The 12,991-nt window shown below is 72.2% G+C and carries 12 protein-coding genes; 6 read left to right on the top strand and 6 right to left on the bottom strand.

What is annotated here, in order from left to right; genetic code table 11:
- Positions 1-18: 18 nt before the first annotated feature.
- Positions 19-972 (bottom strand): 1-phosphofructokinase family hexose kinase, encoded by a 954-nt coding sequence (locus tag ACYC1Z_RS11135; protein WP_461409597.1) that lies wholly within the window; start codon positions 970-972, stop codon positions 19-21.
- Positions 969-1,736, bottom strand: coding sequence for a DeoR/GlpR family DNA-binding transcription regulator (locus ACYC1Z_RS11130; RefSeq protein WP_461409596.1), 768 nt, complete (start codon positions 1,734-1,736; stop codon positions 969-971). Before ACYC1Z_RS11130 ends, ACYC1Z_RS11135 begins: the two co-directional genes overlap by 4 nt.
- Positions 1,737-1,876: 140 nt before the next feature.
- Between ACYC1Z_RS11130 and ptsP the strand changes: the two genes are divergently transcribed.
- A complete protein-coding gene (gene ptsP / locus ACYC1Z_RS11125; protein WP_461409595.1) occupies positions 1,877-3,556 on the top strand; it encodes a phosphoenolpyruvate--protein phosphotransferase in 1,680 nt (559 codons plus the stop codon).
- A 129-nt stretch (positions 3,557-3,685) separates the two neighbouring features.
- On the opposite strand, the gene ACYC1Z_RS11120 is transcribed toward ptsP, so the two are convergent.
- Complete coding sequence (locus ACYC1Z_RS11120; protein WP_461409594.1) at positions 3,686-4,732, bottom strand: zinc-dependent dehydrogenase; 1,047 nt, start codon at positions 4,730-4,732, stop codon at positions 3,686-3,688.
- 175 nt (positions 4,733-4,907) lie between these two features.
- On the opposite strand from ACYC1Z_RS11120, the gene ACYC1Z_RS11115 reads away from it, so the two are divergent.
- The 3 genes from ACYC1Z_RS11115 to ACYC1Z_RS11105 all read left to right on the top strand — a co-directional run bounded on the left by ACYC1Z_RS11115 (position 4,908) and on the right by ACYC1Z_RS11105 (position 7,813).
- Positions 4,908-6,848 (top strand): PTS mannitol transporter subunit IICBA, encoded by a 1,941-nt coding sequence (locus tag ACYC1Z_RS11115; RefSeq protein WP_461409593.1) that lies wholly within the window; start codon positions 4,908-4,910, stop codon positions 6,846-6,848.
- Between the two features lie 207 nt (positions 6,849-7,055).
- The gene (locus tag ACYC1Z_RS11110) at positions 7,056-7,181 is read left to right on the top strand and encodes a hypothetical protein (protein WP_461409592.1); all 126 of its coding nucleotides are present in this window, start codon (positions 7,056-7,058) and stop codon (positions 7,179-7,181) included.
- A gap of 50 nt (positions 7,182-7,231) precedes the next feature.
- Positions 7,232-7,813 (top strand): biotin transporter BioY, encoded by a 582-nt coding sequence (locus ACYC1Z_RS11105; RefSeq protein ID WP_461409591.1) that lies wholly within the window; start codon positions 7,232-7,234, stop codon positions 7,811-7,813.
- A gap of 370 nt (positions 7,814-8,183) precedes the next feature.
- On the opposite strand, the gene ACYC1Z_RS11100 is transcribed toward ACYC1Z_RS11105, so the two are convergent.
- From ACYC1Z_RS11100 to ACYC1Z_RS11090, 3 genes are all read right to left on the bottom strand, one after another.
- Positions 8,184-9,641, bottom strand: coding sequence for a nitronate monooxygenase (locus ACYC1Z_RS11100; protein WP_461409590.1), 1,458 nt, complete (start codon positions 9,639-9,641; stop codon positions 8,184-8,186).
- A gap of 103 nt (positions 9,642-9,744) precedes the next feature.
- Positions 9,745-10,512, bottom strand: coding sequence for an enoyl-ACP reductase FabI (fabI, locus tag ACYC1Z_RS11095; RefSeq protein WP_461409589.1), 768 nt, complete (start codon positions 10,510-10,512; stop codon positions 9,745-9,747).
- A 330-nt stretch (positions 10,513-10,842) separates the two neighbouring features.
- The gene (locus tag ACYC1Z_RS11090; protein WP_461409588.1) at positions 10,843-11,514 is read right to left on the bottom strand and encodes a DsbA family oxidoreductase; all 672 of its coding nucleotides are present in this window, start codon (positions 11,512-11,514) and stop codon (positions 10,843-10,845) included.
- Positions 11,515-11,676: 162 nt separating this feature from the next.
- Here ACYC1Z_RS11090 and ACYC1Z_RS11085 point away from each other — a divergent pair, with 162 nt between their 5' ends.
- A complete protein-coding gene (locus ACYC1Z_RS11085; protein ID WP_461409587.1) occupies positions 11,677-11,925 on the top strand; it encodes a hypothetical protein in 249 nt (82 codons plus the stop codon).
- Positions 11,922-12,947, top strand: coding sequence for a hypothetical protein (locus tag ACYC1Z_RS11080; RefSeq protein ID WP_461409586.1), 1,026 nt, complete (start codon positions 11,922-11,924; stop codon positions 12,945-12,947). Before ACYC1Z_RS11085 ends, ACYC1Z_RS11080 begins: the two co-directional genes overlap by 4 nt.
- Positions 12,948-12,991: the final 44 nt, after the last annotated feature.

Here is a 12,991-nt window from a genome sequence, read left to right as displayed (position 1 = left end):
AGGCGGCGGTGTCGGCGGTCATGCGGTGAGCTCGAGGGCGGTCACGATGACGAGCTCGGTTCGCAGGTCCGACGGCTGGGGGATCGTGGTGCCAACCAGCCCGGCGGCCGCGCTGCCGTAGGCGACCGCGAGGGTCAGCCGCTCGGCGGGTGGGAGTCCACGGACGTCGCCCAGGATGTAGCCGAACAGGCTGGAGTCGCCCGCGCCGACCGTGCTCAGCACGGCGGTGGGTGGGGGAGTGGCGTGCCAGGCGCCCTCGCCGGTGACGAGCACGGCACCGTTGCCGCCCAGCGTCGCGAGCACCGCCCGCACGCCGCGGTCCACCAGGCCCCGGGCGGCGGTTGCGGCCCGTGCCGGGTCCGCCTCGAGTGCGGCGGCGTCCTCGCCCGTGAGGGAGGCGAGCTCATCGCCGTTCGGCTTCATCAGGTCGGGGGCGACGCCGGGCAGGGCGTCGACCAGCGCACGCAGCGGCGCCTCGCTCGTGTCGACGGCGATCCGCGCACCAGTGCCCCGCAGGCGTCGCACGACGTCGGCGTAGAACGCGGGCGGGGCGCCCGGCGGGAGCGAGCCCGCGAGCACCACCCAGTCCGCCGAGCCCGCGGTCGCCAGCAGTGCGTCGGTCATCGCGGCGAGGTGGGACTGCTCGACCGTTGCGCCGGGTGAGTTGAGCTTGGTGGTGGTGCCGTCGGGCTCGGTGATGGTGAGATTGACACGGATCTCACCGGCCGGGGGCACGGGGCGGCAGTCGATGCCGGCGGCGGCCAGTTCGGCAACGAACGGGTCGTCCACGGCTGCCGGGAGCACCGCGACGGTCGGCTGACCGGCGCTGACGCAGGCGCGCGAGATGTTGACCCCCTTGCCGCCGCCCTGCGAGGTGACCGATTCGACGCGCTGCACCTGGCCGCGGGCCAGCCTGCCGGCGAGGGTGACGGTGCGGTCGATGCTCGGGTTCGGCGTGAGGGTGACGATCATGCGACGACCACCTCCACGCCGGCGTCCTCGAGGGCCGTGCGGTCCTTGGTCGTGATGCCGGCATCGGTGACCAGCACGTCGATGTCGCTGGTCGCGGCGAAGCGGAGCGACGACTCGACCCCGATCTTGCTGGAGTCGGCCAGCACCAGCGTGCGTCGCCCGACCGCGGTGATGGCGCGCTTGACCGCGGCCTCCTCGCGGTCGGGGGTGGTCAGCCCGTACGCGGTGCTCAGGCCGTTGGTGGCGAGGAACGCCATGTCGGCGCGGAGATCGGCGAGCGCGGCGACGGTCTCCGCCCCGACGGCGGCCTGGGTCGTGCGGCGCACCCGGCCGGGAAGCAGGAACAGGTCGATGTGGGGCAGGCCCGCCAGCCGGGCGGCGATCGGGACGGCGTGGGTGACCACGGTCAGCCGGTGGTCGTGGGGGAGCAGGGCGGCGAGCCGGACCGTGGTGGACCCGGCATCGATGACGATGGTCGAGCCGGGCGGCGGGAGCAGCGCGATCGCGGCGGCGGCGATCTGGTCCTTGGCTGCGGTGTTCGCGAGGTCTCGCTCGCTGAGTCCGGGCTCGATGACGGCCACCGAGCTCGTGGGGACGGCGCCGCCGTGGACCCGCCGGATGTGGCCGACCCGCTCGAGCGCCGAGAGGTCGCGCCGGACGGTCTCGGTGGTCACCGAGAACTCCTCCGCGAGCTCGGCCACGGAAGAGCGTCCCTGCTGGGTGATCCTACGGGCCATGGCATGCTGGCGTTCCTCGGCGTACACCGGCGCTCCTTCGCTTGGTCGAGGCGTGCTGGGCCGATGGCGGGGCCGACGTGCTGGTGCGACCACCACTCATCTGCGTCTATGTTGTTTTACCCCCGTATTTGTTGAGTGTCAAGGTGGAACTGATCTAAGGTGACGTCATGAACGCAACTGCCTCCTCCGTGCTCCGCGGGACGCCGGTCGTCCCGGGAGTCGCCGCCGGACCCGCTCTGCTCGTGCGCGGGGAGATCTCTCCCGAGGCGATCGCCCGCTTCGGCGACGGTGGCTTCGCCGACGCCGAGGCAGCGATGTCGGCGTACGACGCCGCCGTGGCCGCCGTCGCCGACAGCTTCTCGCGCAAGGGGGACCGCGCCACCGGTCAGGCGGCCCAGGTCCTGAAGGCCAGTGCGGGCCTCGCGCGGGACCCGGGGCTGCGCGGTGCGGTGGCCAAGAACGTCGGCGCCGGTCAGGGGCTCGTCGCCGCGGTGGGCTCCGCCGTCGAGCAGTTCGTCACGGTCTTCACCAATCTGGGCGGCCTGATGGCCGAACGGGTCACCGACCTCGAGGACATCGAGCTCCGGGTGGTGGCCCACCTCGTGGGCGAGCCCGAGCCCGGCGTGCCCACCCCGGCGCAGCCGTCGATCCTGATCGCCAGGGACCTCGCCCCCAGCGACACCTCGGGCCTCGACCCCGAGCTCGTCACCGCCCTGGTCACCGAGCGTGGCGGCGCCACCAGTCACACCGCGATCATCGCCCGTCAGCTGGGGATCCCGTGCGTCGTGGGCACGGCCGGCATCACCGAGGTGGGCATGGGCACCTTCCTCGTCGTCGACGGCGAGTCCGGTGAGGTCGAGCTGGGGGTCGACCCGGCCCGGGCCCAGGAGCGGGTGGCGGCCAGCCGGGCGGCCCGCGAGGCGCTGTCCCGGTGGACGGGCCCCGCAGTGACGTCCGACGGCACCCCGGTCGAGCTGCTGGCCAACGTCGCCGACGGTGCGAGCGCCGTGCAGGCCAGCAGCGAGCCGGTGCAGGGGGTGGGGCTGTTCCGCACCGAGCTGTGCTTCCTCGACGCCGCCGTCGAGCCCTCGGTGGCGGAGCAGGCGGAGATCTACGCCGCGGTCCTCGGCGCCTTCGGTCAGGGGCAGCATGTCGTCGTCCGCACCCTCGACGCGGGTTCTGACAAGCCGATCGCCTTCGCGACGCTGCCGAACGAGGAGAACCCCGCCCTGGGCGTGCGCGGGTTGCGCCTCGCCCTCGCGAACCCGGGCCTGATGGACCGCCAGCTCGACGCCGTCGCGCTCGCCGCGGAGCGGACCGGCACCGAGACCTGGGTCATGGCCCCGATGGTCGCGACCGTCGCCGAGGCGGCCGACTTCGCCGGCAAGGTCCGCGGCCGCGGGCTCAAGCCCGGGGTCATGGTGGAGATCCCGAGCGCCGCGCTGCTGGCGCACCGGATGCTCGAGGTCGTGGACTTCCTCTCCATCGGCACCAACGACCTCACCCAGTACGCCATGGCGGCCGATCGGATGGCCACCGACCTCGCCCACCTGACCGATCCCTGGCAACCGGCCGTGCTCCAGCTCATCGCGATCACCGCGGAGGCCGGTAAGCGGGCGGGCAAGCCGGTCGGGGTGTGCGGCGAGGCGGCGGCCGACCCGCTGCTGGCGTGCGCGCTCGTCGGGATGGGCGTGACGTCGTTGTCGATGGCAGCCCGGGCGGTGCGCCCGGTCGGCGCCCAGCTCGCCCAGGTCTCGATGGCTGCCTGCGAGGCGGCGGCCGAGGCCGCGCTCGGCGCGAGCGACCCGCTGGCCGGCCGTGCCGCCGTCCGGGCGCTGCTGCGCTGACCCGGGTGCGTCCGAACCGGACCGGTCGGTGCCGAGCCTCCCCGGACGCACCGGCCCGGTCGGTGCCGGACGTCCCCGGACGCACCGGTGCACCGACTCCCGCGAGCCGGTGCACCGCGCCGACGGGGCTCAGGGCTCGACGGTCACCTTGATCGCCTCGCCGTTGGCGACGATGTCGAAGACGGACATGACGTCCGCCAGCGGGACGTGTCGGGTGATGAGGTCCTTCACCGGCACCTGGCCGGTGGAGATGTACTCCAGCGCCCGCTTGTTGTGGTCCGGGGAGGAGCCGTTGGCGCCGTGGATGTGCAGCTGACGGTAGTGCACCAGGTTGGAGTCGAGCGTGATGACCGGGTCCGTCTTGGGCAGTCCGCCGAAGAAGGAGATCCGACCCTGACGGGCGGCCATCGCGACGGCCTGCTCCTGGGTGATGTTGGCCGGGGTAGCGGTGATGATGACGTCGGCGCCGCGCCCCCCGGTGAGCTTCATGACCTCCTCCACCACGTCCACCTTCGAGGCGTCGATGGTGTGGTCGGGGGAGACGGCGTCGGCGGACATCTTCAGCCGCTCGGCGTTGACATCCACCAGCACGATCGTGCCGACCTGGTGGACGCCGCGGGCGATGCGGACGTGCATGCACCCGATCGGGCCGGCGCCGAAGATGACGGTGAAGTCGCCCTCCTCGATGCCGAGCTGCTCCTGGGCGTTGATGGCGCAGGCGAACGGCTCGGCGGCGGACGCCTCGTCGTAGCCGACGTTGTCCGGGATGCGGTTGAGACCGTCGACCTTGAGCACCTGCTCCGGCACGATCATGTACTCGGCGAACCCGCCGTCGTACTGGTAACCCACCGAGGTCTGGTTCTGGCAGACTTCCATCCACCCCTTGCGGCACTCGTGGCACTGCCCGCACGGGACTGCCGCGATGCACTGCACGCGGTCGCCGACGGCGAACCCCCCGAGCGCCTCCGCGCCGACCTCGACGACCTCGCCGGCGACCTCGTGGCCCATCGTGGTCTCGCCGGTGATGTTGACGTGCCCGTTCTTCTTGATCTTCACGTCGGTACCGCACGTCGAGCAGTTCTTGACCTTGATCTTGACCTCTGCGGGCCCACAGTCGGGCTCGGGCACGTCGACGAGCCGGACATCTTCGGGGGCATAGAAGCGCAGTGCCTTCATCGTGGTTCCTTCCAACGGGTTGACGGATGCGGCCACAGTAACGCTCCGGCACGGCGAAAGCCACAGAGCCGGGCAGACATTCCTGCCCGAATGGTTGGCAATCGGCCCGAGTGTGATGTTTACTAGGTCTCACACACGTGATCGGGGTCAACGACGTCTCCTCGGGAGGAAACGAATGTCCACCACCACAGCCGAACCACGCGCCGGCGTGCGCGTCCGAGTCCAGAAGTTCGGCACGTTCCTGTCCAACATGGTGATGCCCAACATCGGCGCCTTCATCGCCTGGGGTCTCATCACCGCTCTGTTCATCGAGGTCGGCTGGCTGCCCCAGCTCGGCATCGGCGCCTCGGCGGGCAGCTGGGTCGCCGAGATCGGGGGCTGGGGCGACTCCGTCAGCGGCGGCATCGTCGGCCCGACGATCACCTACCTGCTGCCGATCCTGATCGGCTACACCGGCGGCCGGATGGTCTACGACACCCGTGGCGGCGTCGTCGGCGCCATCGCGACCATGGGGGTCATCGCCGGGACCTCCATCCCGATGTTCATGGGCGCCATGATCATGGGCCCGCTCGGCGCCTGGACCATGAAGCGCATCGACGCGATCTGGGACGGCAAGATCAAGCCCGGCTTCGAGATGCTGGTCAACAACTTCGCTGCCGGCATCTGGGGCGGGATCCTGGCCGTCTTCGGCTTCTTCATCATGAGCCCGATCGTGACCTGGCTCAGCGACCTGCTCGGCTCCGGCGTCGACGCCCTGGTCAACAACGGCCTGTTGCCGCTGACCTCGCTCGTCATCGAGCCGGCCAAGATCCTCTTTCTCAACAACGCCATCAACCCCGGTGTGCTCACGCCGCTCGGCACGGCCGAGGCGGTCGAGCAGGGCAAGTCGGTGCTGTTCCTGCTCGAGGCCAACCCCGGTCCGGGTCTCGGCCTGCTGCTGGCCTTCTCGCTGTTCGGTCGCGGGATGGCTAAGGCCTCCGCCCCCGGCGCCGCGATCATCCACTTCCTCGGCGGCATCCACGAGATCTACTTCCCGTACGTCCTCATGAAGCCGAAGCTGATCATCGCGATGATCGCCGGTGGCATGACCGGCGTCTTCCTGAACGTCCTCTTCGATGTCGGCCTCCGGGCCCCGGCGGCACCTGGTTCGGTGTTCGCCGTGTACGCCCAGGTGGCCGGCGACAACATTCTCGGGGTGACCATCTCGATGGGCGGTGCCGCCGCGGCGTCCTTCCTGGTGGCGGCGTTCCTGCTGCGGACCGACCGCTCCACCGACGAGGGTGACCTCACCGCGGCCACGGCCGACATGGAGGCGATGAAGGGCAAGAAGTCCATCGCGTCCTCGATGCTCGGCGGGACCGCCGGCAAGGAGATCCGCACCGTCGTCTTCGCCTGCGACGCCGGCATGGGTTCGTCGGCGATGGGTGCCTCGGTGCTCCGCAAGAAGATCCGGGCGGCCGGTCACCCGGACGTGAAGGTGACCAACGCGGCCATCGCCAACCTGGCGGACACGTACGACCTCGTCGTCACGCACCAGGACCTCACCGAGCGGGCCCGCCAGCGGACGCCTTCGGCCGTGCATGTCTCGGTCGACAACTTCATGGGCAGCCCGCGCTACGACGAGATCGTCGAGATGCTCGGCGCGGGTTCCGGGGGCGCGGCGGCCGAGGACGACGGCGTCGCGAGCGGCGTCCTCACCGATGACGCCGTCGTCCTCCACGGCTCCGCGACCACCCGTGACGAGGCCATCACCGAGGCCGGACGGCTGCTCGTCGCCGGCGGAGCGGTCGAGCCGTCCTATGTCGACGCGATGCACGAGCGGGAGACGTCGGTCTCGACCCACATGGGCAACGGGCTAGCCATCCCGCACGGCACCAACGCGGCCAGGTCGGCGATCAACCGGACGGCGATCTCGTTCGTGCGCTACCCGGGCGGCATCGACTGGAACGGCAAGCCGACGGAGTTCGTGATCGGCATCGCCGGCGCGGGCGACGACCACCTCGCGCTGCTCCAGAAGATCGCGGGCGTCTTCACCGACCAGGCCCAGGTCGAGCGGCTGCGGTCGGCCACCTCGGTGGCGCAGCTGCGCGACATCCTGGAGGGCGTGCGCGTCTGACCCCCGTCGGTGCCCGGTCCCCTCATGGAGGCCGCGGCCGACAACCCCCACCACCCCGTCCCGCCACCACCCCGTCCCGCCGCGTTGTGCCGTGACGATCACCACGTCCGCCGAACAGGTCCTAAAGTGCGCTTCTGAGCCCAGATCCGCACTTTAGGACCTGTTCGGCCGCGCTGTGCCGGGACGATCGCTGCGGGGAGGGGGCGTGTGGCGGAGCGGGTACGGCCGGAGCTGCGCGTCCGCGTGGTGCTCGGCGCGTACCCGCCGGGTACCTTCGAGCGCGGGATGTACGAGAATGCCCTGACCTATGTCGTGGACGGGCCGCCGTGTTGATTCCCTGATCCCGCCCCGACACCGCCTCGACACCTCACCCAAGGAGACCCATGTCCGTCGAAGCCATCGCCATACAGCGGACCCTGCTCGACGTCGTGCCGGCCGGGCGGGTGCGCGACGTCGCCGCCGTCGTCGGCGGTGCCACGATCGTCGCCCTGGTGGGACAGGCCGTGATCCCGCTGCCCTTCACGCCCGTGCCGCTCACGCTCGGCACGCTGGGGGTGCTGATGGTCGGCGCCGTGCTCGGGCCGGTCCGGGCGGCGCTGAGCGTGGCCCTGCTGCTCGCCGTGGGGGTGGCCGGCCTGCCCGTGTTCGCCGACGGCGGCAGCGGCTGGGCGTTCGCGTCCTTCGGCTACATCCTGGGCTATGCCCCGGCCACGATGCTCATGGGGATGCTGGCCCGCCGCGGCGGCGACCGCCGCCCGCTGCCGACGATCGCGGCCGCAGTGGGCGCCACCGCCACCGTCTACCTCCTGGGGGTGCCGTGGCTGATGGTGTACCTCCAGGTCTCGCTGCCCGACGCGCTCGCACTCGGCGTGGTGCCGTTCCTGCTCGGGGACGCCCTCAAGGCCGTCGTCGCCGCCCTGTGCCTGCCGGGCATGTGGCAGCTGGTGCGGCGGCGCCGGGCCTGAGCGCACGCTCTCGCGTCTCAGGCCGCCGGTCGGCTCCCCGCCCGGGCAACGAGCCCCGTGGGAACTGCTGAGGAGTCGACGAGCCCTGTGGGTGATGTCGACGACGTGCTCCCGCGCTGCCCGTGAGGGAGACGGGGCCTCGGCGATGGTTCTCGTCGACGTGGCGCACGGGCCGCGACAACCACCGCCGATCGCCCACCGACCGCCGCCCGGGCCCGGCGGCGTGAACGCTCGGCGGTGAGGCGATCGCCGTCGCGCAGCGAATCATCGGTCGAGCGAGGCGGATCGAATCGGTCGAGCGAGGCGGATCGAACTGTGCGCGTGCGCGAGCGTTCGGCCGCCCGAGAGGCGAGAGGGCCTCCCACGAGGTTCAGCCGAGCAGGTGCTCCACGACGTCCCGCGCGCTCCATCCCTCGGGATGCTTGGCCAGCAGCCTCGTCAGGCCCGCGGTCTCGGCACCGAGGGTGAGCAGCGCATCCTCCGTGTAGCCGTCGCGCCGGGTCTGCGCCAGGCCGACGTCGGCCAGCAGTGCGTTGCACAGGCATTGGCGTCCGACGGTGTCGGCCGGGTCCCCGCCCTTCTCCACGTACACCTCGACGGGCTCCGCGGGGCAGCGGTAGCCCACCGAACCGGGCGCACGTTCGAACGGCGTGCGCAGGTGGCTGACGTCGCACAGGCGAGGACGCGCCGCGTAGACGGCGTCGTCGGAGAGCGTGCCGGGGAGGGAGACGACCTTGAACGGGAACCCGGTGGGCGAGGCGAGCGGGTCGGTGCGCACCTCAAGACGGTCCTCGACCAGCGCCGTGAGCATCTCCTCCCGCAGGTCAGGGGCGAGTCCGGACTCGGCGGAGAGGGCGAACAGGCTGCCCACCTGAACCCCGGCGGCGCCGACCGAGCGGGCGTGGCGCACGTCCTCGGGGGTCGAACGGCCGCCGGCCAGCCAGAATGGCAGGCCGACGGCGGCGATCTTGGTCAGGTCGGCTTCGTCCCGTGGGCCGAAGACGGGCTGGCCGTCGTCGTCGAGCACCAGGCGACCGCGCGGTGGGGCGTTGTGCCCACCGGCTGTCGGACCCTCGACGACGAACCCGTCCGGCCTGGTCGCGTCCTCGCGAGCGAGGTGGGTGGCGAGGATGTGCGCCGAGATGATGGCGAGGAACCGGGGCCGGTGCAGGGGGGGGAGGTCGGTGCCGGTGAGTGTGCGCGGGTCGATGCCGACCCGGTACTTCGTGGTGGCGCCCTCGACCTGGAGGCTCAACGAGCCTCGCTCGTGCCGGGCGAGGGTATCGAGCAGCCGCGGGATCTCGGTGGGGATCCCGGCTCCCATGAGCACGTAGTCGACGCCGGCGAGCATCGCGCCATAGGCGGCGGATGGCGTGGCCAGCTGGATCTTCTCGAGGAAGTTGATCCCTACCCGGCCGTCGTGGCCTTCCTTCGCCAGCCACACCTCGGCGAAGTTCGCGGCGACGGCAAGTTCCAGCGCGTTCGCGCTCGGCCGGATGTTGAGCTTGGGGACGGGCGCGTACGGCCGGCCCGCGGGCCGGCCGGCGGGCCGGAAGTACCGGCCGAGGATGCGTTCGGCGATCGCCGGCACGGGGAAGTGGTCGAGTGCGCGGCGGATGTGGCCGCCCGCGTCCCCGTCCTGGAGACGGCGGGCGATCACCACGTCCAGCGCCGTGCCCGAGACGACCCCGAGCTGGCCGGTCCGGGCGACGGCGCGTGCGAGGCGCCAGGAGGAGACCGCCACTCCCATCCCGCCCTGGATGACGGTCGGCAAGTCGGGGGTGACGGCGCCGGGCGGGCCGGCGAAGGGTGTGTGCATCGTGGTCATGACCGGACGTCCCCCGAAACCTACGGAACCGTAACTTCTGTCCCCCGAGTGTGTGCGACGTCCGACCGCCTCACCCTGGGACCAAGGTCCCGGGTCGGGGTGGTCAGGCACCCATCGCGTGGACGCCGCCGTCGACGTGGAGAACCTCGCCGGTGGTCGCCGGGAACCAGTCGGAGAGCAGGGCGGCGACGGCCCGGGCGGTGGGCTCCGGGTCGGAGACGTCCCAGCCCAGGGGTGCACGGGCGTCCCAGCCGGCCTCGATGGACTCGAAGCCGGGGATGGATCGCGCAGCGGTGGTCCGGACCGGGCCGGCCGAGACGAGGTTCACGCGGATGCCGCGGGGGCCGAGGTCGCGCGCCAGGTAGCGTGCGGTCGACTCGAGCGCGGCCTTGGCCACTCCCATCCAGTCGTACACCGGCCACGCGTAGCGGCCGTCGAAGGTCAGTCCCACGATCGAGGAGCCCTTGTCGAGCAGTGGTGCTGCCGCCACCGCGAGCGCCTTGAGCGAGTATGCGGAGACGTGCAGGGCCGTGGCGACGTCCGGCCAGTCCCCGGCGAGAAAGTTGCCACCCAGGACCGACTGGGGCGCGAACCCGATGGAGTGCACGACGCCGTCGAGGTGGCCGACGTACTCGCGGACCTGGTCGGCGAGCCGTTCGAGGTCCTCCGCCGAGGTCACGTCCAACTGGATGACGGGCGCCTCGACCGGGAGGCGACGGGCGATGGTCTGCGTGAGGCGGAACTGCCGGCCGAAGGAGGTCAGCACGACGTCGGCCCCCTCCTCCTGCGCCAGTCGCGCCAGGTGGAAGGCGATGGAGCCCTCGGTGAGGACACCGGTGACGAGGAGCTTCTTGCCGTCGAGCAGGCCCATGTCGGTTCCGTTCGGTTCGGGGGGTGGGGTACCGCCGGCAGGCAGGCTCTTGGTGTTCGGCCTCGAGGGCCCGCCATGGGTCGGTGCGCGCAGTGCTGCCGAGCAGGATACGGGGCCCGGGCGGCGACGACGCCGTGCTCGCCACGTGCGAGAGCTGGACCGGGCCACCGCCGAGGTCGATGGCCTGCCGGACGACGGTGGCGAGCCACCTCCCGGTGCCCAGCAGGGACAGGGGCAGGGCCCCGGTGAGCGCCCCGTACCGAGCGACGCCGAAGGGCCGTCGGCGCGTGGGGACCCCGCGCGCGGGGTCCCCAGCCGAGACGGTACGTATCAGTGGCCGCCGCCGGTCCGCTCCTCGGCCGCGCGGCGGAGCGCGTCGACGAAGATGTGCGTCTTCAGCGCGCCGTGGATCGGTGGCCGCCCGGCGATGACGTAGGTGGGAATCTTCCCGACCCCGTACGTACGGGCCAGTTCCCGGTCCGCGCGCACGGGTTCGGCGTACCGGCTCGACGCCACGGCCTCCCGTGCCTCCGCCGGGTCGAGACCGGCCCCGGCGGCGACGCCGGCGAGCACGTCGAGGTCGCGCACGTCCTGGCCATGGGAGAAGTAGGCCGTGAAGAGGGCGTCGAGCACCGCGTCCGGCCGCCCCTGCGCGCGGACGTGGTGGAGCAGCTGGTGGGCGCGGAAGGTGTTGGTGTGGCGGACCCGGTCGAAGTCGTAGACCAGGCCGAGCGACGCCCCGGTGCTCGCGACCAGGCGCATCATCCGCTCGATCTCACGGTCGGGGCGGCCGGGGTACTGACGCCGGAGGTGGTCGAGCTGCTGGCCCACGTGGTCCGCGGGCAGGTCCGGAGCCAGCTCGAAGGAGTGGTACGTCAGTTCCACCGCGCCGCCGTACTCGGTCACGGCGGCCCCGAACCGCCGCTTGGCGATCCAGCACCACGGGCAGGCGACGTCGAGCCAGGCATGGACCTCGAGGGCGGGAGCGGGTGCGTCGGTCACCCTTCGACGCTACCCGGGCGCATCCGGGTAACCGCTACCCTTCGACGTTACCCGGGCGCGTCCGGGGAGCGGCCACCGAGATCGTCGGAGGTCTTGCGCCCGCCGGAACGACCGGAGGAGCATGACCACCGGGCAACGGTGCCCATGAGCGAGGGAGGGCGCATGAACTCGTCACACATGGGGCCGGGCCACATCGGGAAGTCGGGCATCCACAGCTCCCGGGTGGGCGACGACGTCGAGCGCGTCGACGTGCCCGCCGCGGCCGGCACCGCCGACGTCGTCGAATGGATCGATGCCCAGTCGGAGCTGCCGGGCCACCTCGAGTTCGACCTCGAAGCCGGCAGCGAGGCGTCCGTCCGCGCGATCACCGAGGCCAGCGAGGCCCGTGGGATCGACGCCGAGTTCCTGTGATCCGCCGTCTTACGGCCGTCCTCGCCTGGTTCCGTCCCACGGCGGCGCGCTCGCCGGCGACGCCGAAGCCACCGGCCGAGACTCCCGCGGCCCCCGTCAGCCCGTACGCCGCCGCCAACGGTCGGATCCGCGATGCGGCGAAGTGGATGGCCGCAGCCATCGCGGCGGTGGCGACGGTCCTCGTCGGGACGAGCCCGCTCTCCGGCATCGGGCGCCTGTCCGCCGCCGAGCCCGGGCGCCTCTACCTCGCCATCGGCGCGATCGTCGTGGGCCTGGCGGCCGCGCTGGTCGCGATCTTCCTCCTGAGCCGCATCCAGCTGCCGCAGACCGTCCTCGCCGCGGACATCGTCGCCATGGCGGCCGACCCCACGAGCGCGGTCGCGCGCGAGGCGGTCCACGAGCCGTTCCTCACCGCGGGGCGCGCGAACCTCGCGGCCATGCTGGAGGACTACGCGCAGGTCCAGAAGGCTTACTACGAGGCCGTCGGCGCCCTCACCGCGGCCGAACGTGAGGTGCTCGAGGCCGACTCCGAGAGGAAGCGCCAGGCCGCGCGCTCGAAGGTCGATGCGGCGAAGGAGCGGGTGGCGTTCGAGGAGGCGCGCGACGGGCGCCTCGCCCCCGCGGTCGGGTATGCCACCGATCTCGCCATCCACCAGAAGCTCCGCGGCCGCGCAGGCGGCTCCCTGGCCTCGATCATGGTGTTGTCCGTGCTCGCCGGGATGTCGTTCGTCGTGTTCGCGTGGGCGGCGAACCCACCGGAAGGTGCCGCGGCCGACGTGCTGGCCGCCCGCCCCAGTGCCGGCGTCCTGCAGGGGGACGACGACGACCGGGAGTCGTTCGCGCGGCAGCTCGGCGCGGCCTGTGCGACCCGGATCGTCGAGGGGGAAGGCGCCGCCGTCCTCGCGCTCGCGGCCTCGGACGGGAATCTCGAGGTGGTGATCGTGCCCGACGACGTCTGTACCGAGGCGGCCCGGCTCACCGTACCGGCCGACCGAGTCGTACCCGCCGGGTCCGTCCGTTGACGGCCCCCGCCGGCGCCGGCGACCTGAGGGCCATCGCGTCGCAC

It is taken from the genome of Georgenia sp. (assembly GCF_054605595.1).
This window is presented reverse-complemented; position numbering and strand designations above follow the sequence as displayed.